The following is a 13,824-nucleotide window of genomic DNA, read 5'->3' on the forward strand; positions in this document are numbered from 1 at the left end:
CCGCGACGAGCAGCATCGACAGCCTGTCGACCTCGACCTCCACGGGCCTGAGCACCGCTACCAGCAGCATCAGCAGCCTGTCGACCTCCACGTCGAGCGGCCTGAGCACCGCCGCGAGCAGCATCAACAGCCTCTCGACCTCGACCTCGTCGGGCCTGAGCACGGCGTTCAGCGGCATCGGCAGCCTGTCGACGGGCCTGAGCACGACGAACGTCAACCTCAACAGCCTGAGCACCTCGGTCAACAACATCTACAACACCGGCACCAAGTACTTCCACGCCAACTCGACGGCGGGCGACTCGGTGGCCAGCGGGCAGGAGGCGGTGGCGATCGGCCCGCAGTCGGTGGCCAGCGGCGCCAACTCCTTCGCGGCCGGCAACGGTGCGAAGGCGACGGCCGACGGCGCGGTGGCGGTGGGCTTCGGCGCACAGGCCACGGGTGCCAACGCGATCGCCATCGGCACGGGCGCCCTGGCCACGGGCTCGCAGGCCATCGGTGCCAACGCCCGTGCGGGCGGCGGCGGCGTGGCGCTGGGCGACAACGCGGATGCGGGCGGCACGCCGCTGAGCCAGGCGCAGAACGTCTCCAAGGGCACGGCCATCGGCTTCGGCGCGATCGTCCAGCAAAGCGGCGGCGTGGCGCTGGGCTCCGGCTCGGTGGCTTCCACTGCCGCAGGCATGGCCGGCTATGTGCCGGGCGGCGCGACGGCGCAGCAGGAGGCCGCGATCAAGGCGACCACCAGCACGCAGGCAGCGGTGTCTGTGGGCGACGCGGCCAACGGCCAGTACCGCCAGATCACCGGCGTGGCGGCGGGCACGGCCGACAGCGATGCGACCAACGTGGCGCAGTTGAAGGCGGCCTCGGCGGCGTCGAAGGCCAGCAGCGTTCAGTACGCGACCAACCCCGACGGCTCGGTCAACTACAACCAGATCACGCTGGGCAACGGCCAGGCGCCGGGCGGCACGCGCATCAGCAACGTGGCGGCGGGCATCCTGCCGGGCGACGCGGTCAACGTGCAGCAGCTCAACCAGGTGCAGGGCCAGGTCGGCGACGTGGCGCGCATCGCCTACTCGGGCACGGCCATGGCGTTCGCGATGTCGGGCACCTACCTGCCGACGCTCTATCCGGGCGAGAAGACGGTGGGCGTGGGCCTGGGCAGCTACAAGGGCTACAGCGCGGTGGCGCTGACCTTCAAGGCACTGTCGGACGACGGCAAGATGTCGTGGGGCGCGGGCCTGACGACCACGGGCAAGGAGTGGGGCATCAACGCCGGCATCGGCTGGAAGTGGAAATAAGGGAATAAGCCACTGAAAGGCCGCCGAACCGGCCCTCGAACGGGCGGCTCCCTCGCTTCACGGCGTGGGAGCCGTTCTTTCTGGTACACACTCCGCCTCATGCGCATAGGTATTTCAGTCCTTACCCATGCGGGGCAGAACATCTGGGAGAACGGAATGGGGCAGAACGTCCTGTTCCTGGCCCGGCTGCTGCAACGCATCGACTTCGTCGAATCCGTGACCCTCGTCGACGCGGGCGACCAGCAGGCCATGCCGCCCCAGGTCGACATGGCCGCCATGGGCCTGGGCTTCGGCCGGGCCCGCGAACTCACCGACGCGCTGGACGTGGTCATCGAGATGGCCGGCGCGCTCGACGTGCAGTGGCTCTCATACTTCCGCGCATGCGGCGGCCGCGTGGTGTTCCATTGCGTGGGCCAGCCTTTCGCGGCGCTGGCCGAGCCCATCGTCTTCACCGACAAGGGCCACTTCAGCAAGCCCGACCGCTGCGACGAGGTGTGGCTGCTGCCCAAGGACGAAGTGTTCGCGCCCATGATGCGCACCATCCACCGCTGTCCGGTGCACGAGGTGCCTTACCTCTGGTCGCCGCAGTTCCTGGCCCAGCGCGTCGCAGAGGTCGAGGCCGCGGGCTATCCCTTCGGCTACAGGCCGCGCACCGCCGAACAGCCGGGCTTCCGCGTGGCGATCTTCGAGCCCAACATCTCGGTGGTGAAGACCTGCAGCGTGCCCATGCTCATCTGCGACGGCGCCTACCGCGCCGACCCGTCGGCCGTGACTTCGATGCAGGTGCTCAACACCCTGCACCTGAAGGACCACCCGACCATGCTGTACCTGGCGAACTCGCTGGACATCGTGCGCCAGCACAAGGCGACTTTCCACGGCCGCAACGACTTCGCGGGCTTCATGGTGCAGTTCGCCGACGCGGTGGTCTCGCACCAGTGGCAGAACGACCAGAACTACGGCTATCTCGACGCGCTCTACGGCAATTACCCGCTGGTGCACAACTCGCCCTGGCTGCGCGACGCGGGCTACTACTACCCCGACTTCGACATCGCCGCCGGCGCGGCGCAGCTGCGCGAGGCCGTGCGCTCCCACGACCTGCAGCTCGACGACTACCGCGCCCGCGCGCAGCGCGTGTTCCAGTCGGTCGACCCGCTCAGCCCCGCGAACATCGAGGGCTACGCGCAGCGCCTGCTGCACCTCGTGGGCGGCAATGCCGGCTTCCGCGCCGATGCAGGGAGGGCCGCCGCATGATGCCGGCGAAGCTCAAGGTCGGCGTCTCCATCTTCATCCGCAAGGGCGAGCAGAGCCTGTGGGAGAACGGCGTCTACCAGAACTGTTTGTTTCTCGTGATGCTGCTGCTGCGCTCGCCGCGCGTGGAAAGCGCGGTGCTGGTGGCCGGCGGCGGCGACGGCGGTCCGGCGGACGCCACCAACTTCCTCGCCGACTCGCCCGTGCCCATCATCGACATGGCCACGGCGGGGCAGCAGCTCGACGTCATGTTCGAGATGAGCGCCCAGCTCGCCGTGCCGTGGTCGGTGGCGTTCCGCGAGCGCGGCGGCAAGATCGTCTCGATGCGCGTGGGCAACGACTACGTGATCGACATCGAGCGCATGATCTTCGACAAGCCGCACGGCCTGCTGATCTCGGGCGCGCCTTACGACGAGGTCTGGACGATCCCCGAGTACGAGGTGTCGTGCAAGCCGTATTTCGAGAGCACCTTCCGCGCGCCGGTACGGCTCATGCCGCACCTGTGGAGCCCTATGGTGCTGGAGCGCGCCATGGCGCGCGCGCCGCAGGGCGCGCCCTTCGCCTACGAGCCAGGCCGCAGCCGCTGGCGCGTGGCCATCTTCGAGCCCAACATCTGCATGGTGAAGACCAGCTTCATCCCGATGCTCGGCTGCGAGGCCGCGCACCGCGCGCAGCCCAGGCTCATCGAGAAGATGTGGGTCTACAACAGCTTCCACCTGAAGGACAAGCCGCTCTTCATCGGCTTCGCGCAGAGCCTGGACATCGTGCAGCACGGCCTGGCCACCTTCGAGGGGCGCTTTCCGATGTTCCAGGTGATGCCCGGCAAGATCGACGCCGTGTTCGCGCACCACTGGGAGAACGCGCAGAACTATCTCTACTACGAGGCGCTGTACGGCGGCTATCCGCTGATCCACAACTCGCACCTCATCGGCGACTGCGGCTACCGCTATCACGGCTTCGACTGCGAGGAGGGCGGCCTCGCGCTGCGGCGCGCCTTCGCCGAACACGACGCCGACCTGCCGGCCTACCGCGAGCGCGCGCGCCGCTTCATCGCCACCCTCGACCCCGAGGGCGAGGAGAACGTGCGCATCTACACCGCCGCCATCGAAAACCTTTACGCATGAGGACCGGGATGAAGCCGACCCAACGATTCCCCTGTCTGCCGCTGGCGGCCCTTGCATGGGCCTTCGCCGGCAGCGCGCTCGCCCAGGGCGTTCTGGCGCCGCCCGCCCCGCCGCAGGACACGCTTACGCGCGCCGCGACCAGCGTGGGCGTCAAGCGCTGTCTGCCGGCGATCACGCGGCTTGCCACGCTCACCGTGCAGGGCAGCCGCAGCCATGACGTGCTGCTCGACTGGGACCGCAAGCGCCCCGACGGCGGGCCGATCTTCTCGCTGATCGGCATGGAGTTTCCGAACGCGGGCGTGGCCGCGTCGATCACCGCGATTCCCGACGACAGCGGCGCCTGCACCGTGTCGGCCGAGCGCATCTCGGTGGCGCCCTTCACCTGCGCGAGCGTCGGCCAGCAGGAACTGGCCAGCTACAAGATGACGCGGCTGCTGCCCAACTACGCGGTCTACACCGACGAGAAGGAGCCGACCTCGTCGGTCTCGCTGATCGATTCGCCGCCGGGTTGCCTGATCATCCGGCGCTACGTGGAATACGGCTGGCGCGACCCGGCGGCTGCACCGGCGGCGGCTCCCGCCGGTGCCGGCGCGACCCAGCCACCGAAGAAGCGCTAGGCGACAGGCGCCCGTCTCCGACAACCGGGGACGTCCTTGACCGGCCCCGCGAGCCGGCCGCAAGCCCGAAGAATGGTGACGATCCGCACGCGAATCCGCGGCGGCAGGAAGGAGACGCACCATGCCACTGGCTTCATTGATCGGCCGATGGGCCATGCAGCCTTTCTCGAAGGCGCTGCCGCCGCTGGGCGACACCGAGCGCGCCGCGCTGGAGGCCGGCACTGTCGGCTTCGAGGGGCGGCTCTTCGCGGGCCGGCCCGACTTCGACGCACTCGCGGCCATGGGCCCGAACCGGCTCACCGAGCGCGAGCAGGCCTTTCTCGACAACGAAGTGCGCGAACTGTGCCGCATGCTCGACGACCATGCCATCGACCAGGCGCGCGACCTGCCGGCGGAGGTGTGGCGCTACCTGCGCGAGAAGCGCTTCTTCGGAATGATCATTCCCGAGGAATTCGGCGGCCTCGGCTTCGGCCACCATGCGCACGCCACGGTGGTGGCGCGCATCGCCACCGTCAACGTGGCCACCGCCGTCACGGTGATGGTGCCCAATTCACTGGGCCCGGCCGAGCTGCTGCTGCGCTACGGCACCGACACGCAGAAGGCCCACTACCTGCCGCGCCTGGCCGACGGCCGCGAGCTGCCGTGCTTCGGGCTGACCTCGCCTTACGCGGGCTCGGATGCGGCCTCGATTCCCGATCGCGGCGTGCTGGTGGAGCGCGAGATCGGCGGGCGCATGCGGCGCGGCTTCCTGGTCGATTTCGACAAGCGCTACATCACGCTCGCACCGGTCGCCACCGTGGTCGGGCTGGCCTTCCACGCCATCGACGAGAGCAGGCCGGAAGGCGAGCGCGAGCTGGGCATCACCTGCGCGCTCATTCCCGTGCCGCAGGCCGGCATGGAGATCGGGCGTCGCCACCGGCCGATGGACAGCGCCTTCATGAACGGCCCGATCCACGGCCGCCAGGTGTTCGTGCCGATGGACTGGATCATCGGCGGCGAGCAGCAGGTCGGCCAGGGCTGGCGCATGCTGATGGAATGCCTGGCGGCGGGCCGCGCGATATCGCTGCCGGCGCTGGGCTCGGCGATGCAGCAGACCGCGCTGTACGTGGCCAACGGCTACGGCCGGATCCGCGAGCAGTTCGGCATGCCGGTGGGCAGGTTCCATGCTGTCGCGGGGCTGGTTGCGCAGATGTCGGCCGAGCTGTATGCGAGCGACGCGGCGCGCCGTTTCACGGCCGCCGCGCTCGACAGGGGCGAGCGGCCCAGCGTGGCGAGCGCCATCCTCAAGGTGCAGCTGACGGAAGCGGGCCGGCGCGCTGTGAACCATGGCATGGACATCCTCGGAGGCAAGGGCATCATCTCGGGCCCCTCCAACCTGCTGGGCGTGGCCTACCGGCAGGCGCCGATCGCGATCACGGTGGAAGGCGCCAACATCCTCACGCGCGCGCTGATCGTGTTCGGGCAGGGCGCGGTGCGGTGCCATCCGCACGTGCTCGACGAAATGGCCGCCGTGCAGGCGAAGGACGAGACCGCGCTCGGCAAGGCGCTGATGGCGCACGGCCGGCACGTGGCGGTGAACCTGTGGCGCAGCCTGTTCGGCGCGCCGGTGCTCGGCTCGCCGCCGGACGAACTGGTGCATGAAGCACGGCTCATCGCGCGCATGAGTGCCAAGTACGCGCTCACGGCCGATCTCGCGATGGGCATGCTCGGCGGCAAGCTCAAGCGCATGGAGCTGCTCTCGGCGCGCCTGGGCGACGTGCTCGCGCATCTCTATCTGGCGAGCGCCTGCGTGTGGCGCTACGGCGTCGAGCGGGCGCCGGAAATGCTGCCTTTCGCGAAGGCGGCGATCCGGCTGCAGATCGACGAGGCCGGCGGCATCCTGCGCGATCTCTACGCGAACCTTCCGGCGCCGGGGCGGCGCGTGATCGGTTCGCTGGTGCTGCGCCGCACCGCGCACCTGGCGCCGCTGCGCGACCTGCAATTGCTCGAACTGGCCGACCTGCTGCGCAAGGACCCGCGCATCGTCGGGCGGCTGGCGCCCGACCTGAGCGAGCCAGCCGCGGGCGGCCTGCTCGACCTGATGCATGCGATGGAACTGGGCGCGAAGCTTGGCGACGGCACGGCCGCGCTCAACAAGGTGCTGCGCCGCACGAACTCGCTTGAAGAGGCTGCGCGCTCGGCGCCCGACCCCGAGCTGGCGCTGGCCTACCTGAAGGCGGCCGACAAGGTCATCCAGGTCGACGACTTCGAAGGCCCGCCGCGCGATGCGCAGGGCAGGGCGGACCTCAGCCCGCCTGCTGCTGTTGCTGCGCCGCCAGTGCCGTCAGCGCAGCCGCCGTCTGCTCATCCGCAGGAAAGAACGACTCCACCGCGAGTTCCTGCAGCGTGACGTCCACCGGCGTGCCGAAGATCGTGATGGTGCTGATGAAGCTCAGCACGCCGCCGGGCATCACCACCTGGAAGGGCACGGCCACCGCCGACAGCGCGGTGTCGATGACGGGCGCGTCGTGGCTTACCGCGGGCGCCGGATAGGCTTCGAGTTCGTCGTGCAATGACTGCAGCACCGCGTCGCCCGTGGCGGCGATCTGCTGCTGCAGGCGCTCCAGCAGATGCACGCGCCACTGCGCGAGGTTGGCGATGCGCGGCGCCACGCCCTCGGGGTGCAGGCTCAGGCGCAGCACGTTGATCGGCGGCTTCAGCAACTCGGGCGAGGCGCCTTCCATCAGCAGCGGAACCAGCGCGTTGTGCGCGACCAGGTTCCAGTGACGGTCCACGGCCAGCGCCGGAAAGGGTTCGTGGCCTTTCAGCACCAGGTCGACGGCGCGGCGCGCGGCGGCCATCGCGGGGTCGTCGAGCGAGCGCTGCCTGTACATCGGCGCGAAGCCGGCGGCCACCAGCAGCGCATTGCGCTCGCGCAGCGGAACCTCGAGCCGCTCGGCCAGCCGCAGCACCATCTCGCGGCTGGGCGCGGCGCGGCCGGTTTCGACGTAGCTCAGGTGCCGGGTAGAGACCTCGGCCTCCTGCGCCAGGTCGAGCTGGCTGAGCCGGCGATGGGTGCGCCAGTGCCGCAGGTGCGCGCCGAACGGGTCGCGCGCGCCGGGCTGGCCGGCCTTGGTCGTGTGGGAGCGGGTGGTGTTCATGGACCCGCATTCTGGCGTGGCGATGGCGCGGCGCCATGACCTCCAAGGTCATCGACCCGATGCAGCGGGGCCGGAATCATCGACCCCAACGCGGCAGGACTGGCTTGCGGCGTAACCACCCAAGGAGAGATTCCATGTCCGCCATGTCCATCTTCGCATCCCCCCGCTTCCTGCCCAACGTGATGTGGGCCGACGCCGCCTCCTGCGCCGCCACCGGCGCGCTGCAGGTGGCCTTCACCGGCGCGCTCGCCGGGCTGACAGGGCTGCCGGCGCCGCTGCTCATGGGCACCGGCGTGTTCCTGCTGGCCTACGCGGCCATGGCCGCCTTCATGGCCAGCCGCAGCACGCCGCCGCGCACGCTGATCGGCCTTGTCGTCGTCGGCAATTTCGGCTGGGCCGTGGCCTGCATCTCGCTGCTGGTGAGCGGCATCTTCCCGGTCACCGCCGTGGGCGTGGCCTGGGTGCTGGCGCAGGCCGTGTGCGTGATCGTGCTGGCCGAGCTGCAGTGGACCGGGCTGCGCCGCAGCCGTGGCGGCGTGAACATGGTCATGGCCTGAAAGGCTCCGTGTTCCTTTCGAGAAACACCGAGGAACCGGCTCTGCCGGGCCTCTGGTGTTGCCCCCGGTAGGGGGTGGCGAAGCGACACGAAGTGCGCGCAGCCTGGGGGCGAGCCAAGTCCCCCGACTACAACGGTTGACATTCATCCCAGCTATCCTTGAGAGGCTTCCACGAACAAACAGGAGTCTCTCCATGGCCAAAGCCCCGGCGCATGCCTTTGCGTCCACCCTCAAGTCCTTCAAGACCCCGTCGGGCAAGTCCGGCAAATACTGGTCCCTGAAGGAGCTGGCCAAGCAATACCCGTCCGTCGACCGCCTGCCGGTCTCCATCCGCATCGTGCTCGAATCGGTGCTGCGCAACTGCGACGGGCAGAAGGTCACGGCCAAGCACGTCGAAGAGCTGGCCCACTGGGCGCCGAATGCAGAGCGCGTCGACGAGATTCCCTTCGTCGTCACCCGCGTCGTGCTGCAGGACTTCACCGGCGTGCCGCTGCTGGCCGACCTGGCCGCCATGCGCAGCGTGGCCGGCAAGCTGGGCAAGTCGCCCAAGACCATCGAGCCGCTGGTGCCCGTCGACCTGGTGGTCGACCACTCGGTGATGGTCGACCACTACGGCACGCCGAAGGCGCTCGACCTGAACATGAAGCTGGAGTTCCAGCGCAACAACGAGCGCTACCAGTTCATGAAGTGGGGCATGCAGGCCTTCGACACCTTCCGCGTGGTGCCGCCGGGCTTCGGCATCGTGCACCAGGTCAACCTCGAGTACTTCGCGCGCGGCGTCTACAAGAGCCCGAACGACAAGGAAGACAAACCAACTTACTACCCCGACTCGCTGGTCGGCACCGACAGCCACACCACGATGATCAACGGCATCGGCGTGGTCGGCTGGGGCGTGGGCGGCATCGAGGCCGAGGCGGCCATGCTTGGCCAGCCGGTCTACATGCTCACGCCCGACGTGGTGGGCTTCGAGCTCACCGGCCAGCTTCGCGAAGGCGTCACCGCGACCGACCTGGTGCTCTACGTCACCTCGATCCTGCGCGCCGAGAAGGTGGTGGGCAAGTTCGTCGAGTTCTTCGGCCCGGGCGCCGCTTCCATCGCGGTGCCCGACCGCGCGACCATCGGCAACATGGCGCCCGAGTACGGCGCGACCATGGGCTTCTTCCCGGTCGACGAGATGACGGTGGCCTACTTCGAGGGCACCGGCCGCACCAAGGAGGAGGTCGAGCGCTTCGAGGCCTACTACAAGGCGCAGGGCCTGTTCGGCATGCCCAACCCGGGCGACATCGACTACACCAAGGTCGTCAGGCTCGATCTGAGCACCGTGTCGCCCAGCCTGGCCGGCCCGAAGCGGCCGCAGGACCGCATCAACCTCGGCGATCTTTCCACCAAGTTCTCGGAGCTCTACAGCAAGCCCAACGACGCCAACGGCTTCAACCAGCCGGCCGACAAGCTCAAGCTGCGCTATCCGCTGGCCGCCGCCGGCAAGAGCGGTGACGAGGAAGCCGCCCCGCCGCCCGCGGGCGCGCCGCTGGACGTGGTCGAGATGGTGGCCAACCGCTCGACCAAGGCCGCCGCGCATGTGAGCGCCAGCGCGCCCGCCGCGCCCAAGGGCGAAGTCACCATCGGCAACGGCGACGTCCTGATCGCCGCAATCACCTCTTGCACGAACACCTCCAACCCGAGCGTGATGCTGGCCGCCGGCCTGCTCGCGAAGAAGGCGGTGGAGGCGGGCCTCTCGGTCAAGCCGCACGTGAAGACCTCGCTGGCCCCTGGCTCGCGCATCGTCACCGAATACCTGGAGAAGGCCGGCCTGCTGCCGTACCTGGAGAAGCTGGGCTTTTATCTCGCGGGCTACGGCTGCACCACCTGCATCGGCAACGCGGGCGACCTGACGCCCGAGATCAACGAAGCCATCACGAAGAACGACCTGGTCGGCGCGGCCGTGCTCTCGGGCAACCGCAACTTCGAGGCGCGCATCCATCCGAACCTGAAGGCCAACTTCCTGGCCTCGCCGCCGCTGGTGGTGGCCTTCGCCATCGCCGGCAACGTGATGACCGACCTGATGACCCAGCCCGTGGGCAAGGGCAAGGGCGGCAAGGACGTGTACCTGGGCGACATCTGGCCCACGCCGAAGGAAATCGACCAGAACCTGCGCTATGCGATGAACGCCAAGTCGTTCCGCGCGAACTACGACAAGGTCAAGACCGATCCGGGCAAGTTCTGGAGCAGCATCAAGGGCACCACCGGGCAGGTGTACGACTGGCCGGAGTCGACCTACATCGCCGAGCCGCCGTTCTTCGAGGGCTTCAAGATGGAGCCGCACGCTGCGGATGCGGGCTTCAAGGGCGCGCGGATCATGGCGCTGTTCGGCGACTCGATCACCACCGACCACATCTCGCCGGCCGGCTCCATCAAGGAAAGCTCTCCCGCGGGCATCTGGCTGAAGGCGCACGGCGTGTCCAAGGCCGACTTCAACAGCTACGGCTCGCGCCGCGGCAATCACGACGTGATGATGCGCGGCACCTTCGCCAACGTGCGCATCAAGAACCTGATGATTCCGCCGGATGCCAACGGCACGCAGGAAGAGGGCGGCGTCACGCTGTTCCAGCCGTCGGGCGAGAAGATGTTCATCTACGACGCGGCCATGAAGTACATCGCCCAGAACACGCCCACGGTGGTGTTCGGCGGCGAGGAGTACGGCACCGGCTCCTCGCGCGACTGGGCCGCCAAGGGCACGCAGTTGCTGGGCATCAAGGCCGTGGTGGCGCGCAGCTTCGAGCGCATCCACCGCGCCAACTTGGTCGGCATGGGCGTGCTGCCGCTGCAGTTCCGCGGCGCCGATTCATGGCAGACGCTGGGCCTCACCGGCAACGAGCAGATCGATGTGGTGATCGGCAGCGAGCTGAAGCCGCAGATGGACGTGAAGCTGGTGGTGCACCGCGCCGACGGCTCGCACCAGGAAGTGACGGTGCGCCTGCGCATCGACACGCCGATCGAGGTCGACTACTACAAGCACGGCGGCATCCTGCCCTTCGTGCTGCGGCAGCTGCTGGCCGCCTGAGCGGCCGCTGGGGCGGGCGCAGGCGCATCTTGCGTCCGCGCCGGCTCCTTCTTCTCCATGATTCGCATCGGCCTGATTTCCGACACCCACGGGCTGATGCGGCCCGAGGCGCTCGCCTTCCTGGAGGGCAGCGACTTCATCGTCCACGGCGGCGACATCGGCAACGCCGGCATCCTCGAAGCGCTGGCGCGCATCGCGCCGCTGACGGTCGTGCGGGGCAACAACGACCGCGAAGCCTGGGCCGATCGCATCGCCGAGACCGAACTGCTGACCTTCGGCGATGTGCGCCTCTACGCCATCCACGATCTCGCGCAGATCGACATCGACCCGCGCGCGGCGGGCGTGCGCGTGGTGGTTTCCGGCCATTCGCACAAGCCGAATGTGGAGGAGCGCGACGGCGTGCTCTACGTCAATCCTGGTAGCGCGGGGCCGAGGCGGTTCAGGCTGCCGATCTCGGCGGCCGAGCTGCGCATCGACGGCGGCGCGGTCAGCGCCCACGTCGCCGAACTGGTTTCCTGACGCTGCCGCTCCGGCGGGAGCGGGTAGGGCGAGGCGGGCAGGGCAATCATTACCATTCGGCAAGAAAAGCCCACAAATGAGAATGTTTCTTATTTGATGCGCTATGCTCGGACGCTCCTCCGTGGAGCCAGAAGCAAAGGCAGACGCAGACTCGCGCGCTCACCCATGCCGGCTCCGGAGAGCCTCAACCGCCTCCATTCCGAAGCCGATGCTCATTCCATTCCTCATCATGCTGCGCGAAGGCATCGAAGCCGCGCTGATCGTCGGCATCGTTGCCAGCTACCTCAAGCAGAGCGGACGCGGCGCGCTGATGCCCGCGGTGTGGGTCGGCGTGTTGCTGGCCGCCGCGCTCTCGCTGTTCGCGGGCGCCGGCCTGCAACTGCTGGCAGCGGAGTTCCCGCAGAAGCAGCAGGAGCTGTTCGAGGGCGTGGTCGGGCTGATCGCCGTGGTCATGCTGACCTCGATGGTGTTCTGGATGCGCAAGGCCGCGCGCTCCATCAAGGGCGAGCTGCAGGCCTCCATCGACAAGGCACTCGGCAAGGGCGCGGACGGGCAGGGCTGGGCGCTGATCGGCATGGTGTTCCTGGCCGTGGCGCGCGAGGGGCTGGAGTCGGTGTTCTTCCTGCTGGCCGTGTTCCAGCAGAGCAGCGGCTGGGAGGCGCCGGTGGGCGCGCTGGGCGGCATCGCGGTCTCGGTGGCGATCGGCTGGGGCCTGTATTCGGGCGGCGTGCGGCTCGACCTGCGCCGCTTCTTCCGCTTCACCGGCCTCTTCATTCTTCTGGTGGCCGCGGGCCTGCTGGCCGGCGTGCTGCGCAAGCTGCATGAAGGGGGCGTCTGGAACCACCTGCAGACGGTGGTGTTCGACATGAGCACCGCGCTGCCGATGGACAGCCCCATGGGCGCCGTGCTCTCGGGCCTGCTGGGCTACCAGGCCGCTCCGGTGGTGGGCGAGGTCGTCGTCTACCTGGCCTTCCTGGCCGTCTCGCTGTTCTTCTTCCTGCGCCCGGCCGCCGCGCCGGCGCCTCGCGCGGCCGTGGCTCGCTGAAACCTGCAATGTCCTCTTCTTCTTCTTCCGACAACAAGCCCTCTTCGTCCAACCTGATGCGCGTGGCGGTGGCCGCCTCGGCGCTGCTGGTGGTCGCCGGCCTCGCGGCCTTCTGGTATGCCTCGAACGAGGCGCGCAAGGCGCCTGCCAAGGCGGCCGACAACGCCGTCACCGTCACCATCCAGGGCAACGCCTGCGAGCCCAACGAGATCACCGTGCCGGCGGGGCGCACCACCTTCACCATCGTCAACAAGTCGAACCGCGCGCTCGAGTGGGAGATTCTCGACGGCGTGATGGTGGTGGAGGAGCGCGAGAACATCGCGCCGGGCTTCTCGCAGACCATGACGGTCAAGCTGCAGCCGGGCGAATTCGCCATCACCTGCGGCCTGCTGAGCAACCCGCGCGGCAAGCTGCGCGTGACGCCGTCGGCCGCATCGGACGCCGAAGCGGCCCGGCCCTCGCTGGTCAACTACGTGGGCGCGCTGGCCGAGTACCAGACCTTCCTGCGGCTCGAAGCCGGCTCGCTCGACGACGCGGTGCGCGCGTTGACCGACGCCATCAAGGCCGGCGACCTGCAGCAGGCGAGGGCGCTCTACACGCCGGCGCACCAGGCCTACAAGCGCATCGAGCCGATGGCGGAGTTGTTCGCTGACCTCGACACCCGCATCAACGCGCGCGCGGACTACTTCGAGAAGCGAGAGGCCGACCCGGGCTTCACCGGCTTCCACCGTATCGAGTACGGGCTGTACGGCCAGAACGAAACCAAGAGCCTGGCGCCCGCCGCCGACAGGCTCATCGCCGACATCGGCGTGCTCAAGGAGCGCCTGCGCGGGCTCAACGTGCCGCCCGAGCGGCTTGCGGGCTCGGCCTCGAAGCTGCTGCGCCGCGTGGCCGACAACCTGCCGACCGGCGGCGAGGACCACTACGGCCACGCCGAGGCCGCGAACCTGCAGGGCAGTTACGAGGGCACGAAGAAGATCGCCGACCTGCTGCAGCCGCTGCTCGTGAAGGCCGCGCCCGCGCTGCAGAAGAGCGTGAACGAGCGCTTCGCTGCCTTCGACGCCGCGCTGGGGTCCTACCGCGAGGGCGAGGGCTTCAAGCCCGCGCCGCTCGACGAGGCGCAGAGAAAGGCGATGGCCGAAACCGTGCGCGCGCTGGCCGAGGAGCTCGGCAAGGTGAACGCCGCGCTCGGGCTGGAATGAGTTGAGAGACAGCACC

Annotated in this window: 11 protein-coding genes; 10 read left to right on the forward strand and 1 reads right to left on the reverse strand. The window is 68.8% G+C overall.

The window, feature by feature from the left end; genetic code table 11:
* Positions 1–302: 302 nt before the first annotated feature.
* The 5 genes from ABL838_RS08260 to ABL838_RS08280 all read left to right on the forward strand — a co-directional run bounded on the left by ABL838_RS08260 (position 303) and on the right by ABL838_RS08280 (position 6,673).
* Complete coding sequence (locus ABL838_RS08260) at positions 303–1,295, forward strand: YadA-like family protein (protein ID WP_418125847.1); 993 nt, start codon at positions 303–305, stop codon at positions 1,293–1,295.
* A 99-nt stretch (positions 1,296–1,394) separates the two neighbouring features.
* Positions 1,395–2,546, forward strand: a complete 1,152-nt coding sequence (locus tag ABL838_RS08265) for a DUF2827 domain-containing protein (RefSeq protein ID WP_418125012.1) — start codon at positions 1,395–1,397, stop codon at positions 2,544–2,546.
* Entirely contained in the window at positions 2,543–3,667 is a 1,125-nt protein-coding gene (locus ABL838_RS08270; protein WP_418125013.1) for a DUF2827 domain-containing protein, read from the forward strand. Before ABL838_RS08265 ends, ABL838_RS08270 begins: the two co-directional genes overlap by 4 nt.
* A gap of 8 nt (positions 3,668–3,675) precedes the next feature.
* Complete coding sequence (locus tag ABL838_RS08275) at positions 3,676–4,284, forward strand: hypothetical protein (protein WP_418125014.1); 609 nt, start codon at positions 3,676–3,678, stop codon at positions 4,282–4,284.
* A gap of 121 nt (positions 4,285–4,405) precedes the next feature.
* Entirely contained in the window at positions 4,406–6,673 is a 2,268-nt protein-coding gene (locus ABL838_RS08280) for an acyl-CoA dehydrogenase (protein WP_418125015.1), read from the forward strand.
* Here the strand turns inward: ABL838_RS08280 and ABL838_RS08285 are convergent.
* The gene (locus ABL838_RS08285) at positions 6,570–7,424 is read right to left on the reverse strand and encodes a helix-turn-helix domain-containing protein (RefSeq protein ID WP_418125016.1); all 855 of its coding nucleotides are present in this window, start codon (positions 7,422–7,424) and stop codon (positions 6,570–6,572) included. The two genes, ABL838_RS08280 and ABL838_RS08285, sit on opposite strands and share 104 nt — an antisense overlap.
* Positions 7,425–7,567: 143 nt before the next feature.
* On the opposite strand from ABL838_RS08285, the gene ABL838_RS08290 reads away from it, so the two are divergent.
* From ABL838_RS08290 to efeO, 5 genes are all read left to right on the forward strand, one after another.
* Positions 7,568–7,981, forward strand: a complete 414-nt coding sequence (locus ABL838_RS08290) for a hypothetical protein (protein WP_418125848.1) — start codon at positions 7,568–7,570, stop codon at positions 7,979–7,981.
* A gap of 193 nt (positions 7,982–8,174) precedes the next feature.
* Positions 8,175–11,042: an aconitate hydratase gene (locus ABL838_RS08295; protein WP_418125017.1), complete on the forward strand. Its 2,868-nt coding sequence runs from the start codon at positions 8,175–8,177 to the stop codon at positions 11,040–11,042.
* 57 nt (positions 11,043–11,099) lie between these two features.
* Positions 11,100–11,561 carry a metallophosphoesterase family protein gene (locus ABL838_RS08300; RefSeq protein ID WP_184635582.1) on the forward strand — a complete coding sequence of 154 codons (462 nt, stop codon included), beginning with the start codon at positions 11,100–11,102 and terminating at the stop codon, positions 11,559–11,561.
* 208 nt (positions 11,562–11,769) lie between these two features.
* On the forward strand, positions 11,770–12,606 hold the full coding sequence (efeU, locus tag ABL838_RS08305) for an iron uptake transporter permease EfeU (protein ID WP_418125018.1): 837 nt from the start codon (positions 11,770–11,772) through the stop codon (positions 12,604–12,606).
* An 8-nt stretch (positions 12,607–12,614) separates the two neighbouring features.
* Entirely contained in the window at positions 12,615–13,808 is a 1,194-nt protein-coding gene (gene efeO, locus ABL838_RS08310) for an iron uptake system protein EfeO (RefSeq protein ID WP_418125019.1), read from the forward strand.
* Positions 13,809–13,824: the final 16 nt, after the last annotated feature.

The organism is Variovorax sp. 160MFSha2.1 (assembly GCF_048305075.1).
In the GTDB taxonomy this organism is placed as follows: Bacteria; Pseudomonadota; Gammaproteobacteria; order Burkholderiales; family Burkholderiaceae_C; genus Variovorax; species Variovorax guangxiensis.

Bases quoted from the DNA above. Each gene is read 5' to 3' on its own strand.
- efeO (WP_418125019.1), top strand. From the start codon at position 12,615: ATGTCCTCTTCTTCTTCTTCCGACAACAAGCCCTCTTCGTCCAACCTG.
- ABL838_RS08285 (WP_418125016.1), bottom strand. From the start codon at position 7,424: ATGAACACCACCCGCTCCCACACGACCAAGGCCGGCCAGCCCGGCGCG.
- efeU (WP_418125018.1), top strand. From the start codon at position 11,770: ATGCTCATTCCATTCCTCATCATGCTGCGCGAAGGCATCGAAGCCGCG.
- ABL838_RS08270 (WP_418125013.1), top strand. From the start codon at position 2,543: ATGATGCCGGCGAAGCTCAAGGTCGGCGTCTCCATCTTCATCCGCAAG.
- ABL838_RS08290 (WP_418125848.1), top strand. From the start codon at position 7,568: ATGTCCATCTTCGCATCCCCCCGCTTCCTGCCCAACGTGATGTGGGCC.
- ABL838_RS08280 (WP_418125015.1), top strand. From the start codon at position 4,406: ATGCCACTGGCTTCATTGATCGGCCGATGGGCCATGCAGCCTTTCTCG.
- ABL838_RS08295 (WP_418125017.1), top strand. From the start codon at position 8,175: ATGGCCAAAGCCCCGGCGCATGCCTTTGCGTCCACCCTCAAGTCCTTC.
- ABL838_RS08265 (WP_418125012.1), top strand. From the start codon at position 1,395: ATGCGCATAGGTATTTCAGTCCTTACCCATGCGGGGCAGAACATCTGG.
- ABL838_RS08300 (WP_184635582.1), top strand. From the start codon at position 11,100: ATGATTCGCATCGGCCTGATTTCCGACACCCACGGGCTGATGCGGCCC.
- ABL838_RS08275 (WP_418125014.1), top strand. From the start codon at position 3,676: ATGAAGCCGACCCAACGATTCCCCTGTCTGCCGCTGGCGGCCCTTGCA.